Raw genomic sequence first — 326 nt, 5'->3', positions numbered from 1 at the left:
CTGCGGCAGGCGATGATCGATCACATCAACGGGGTGATGGCCCATTACAAGGGCAAGCTCGCGGCGTGGGATGTGGTGAACGAGGCGTTCAACGAGGACGGCAGTCGTCGGCAGTCGAATCTGCAGGGTACGGGCAACGACTGGATCGAGGTGGCGTTCCGTACGGCTCGGGCGGCTGATCCGTCGGTGAAGCTGTGCTACAACGACTACAACATCGAGAACTGGTCGTACGGTAAGACGCAGGGTGTGTACCGGATGGTCCAGGACTTCAAGTCGCGGGGTGTGCCGATCGACTGCGTCGGGCTGCAGACCCACTTCACGGGTGG

The 326-nt window shown here is 61.7% G+C and carries 1 protein-coding gene; it reads left to right on the top strand.

Annotated elements, in window-relative coordinates:
- Positions 1-326 (top strand): endo-1,4-beta-xylanase (locus QEZ54_RS36305; protein ID WP_281309324.1); only part of this gene is annotated, 326 nt, incomplete at both ends.

Source organism: Catellatospora sp. KI3 (assembly GCF_029948125.1).
In the GTDB taxonomy this organism is placed as follows: Bacteria; Actinomycetota; Actinomycetes; order Mycobacteriales; family Micromonosporaceae; genus Catellatospora.
The sequence above is the reverse complement of the archived record's forward strand: the minus strand, read 5'-3'. Positions and strand labels throughout refer to the sequence as shown.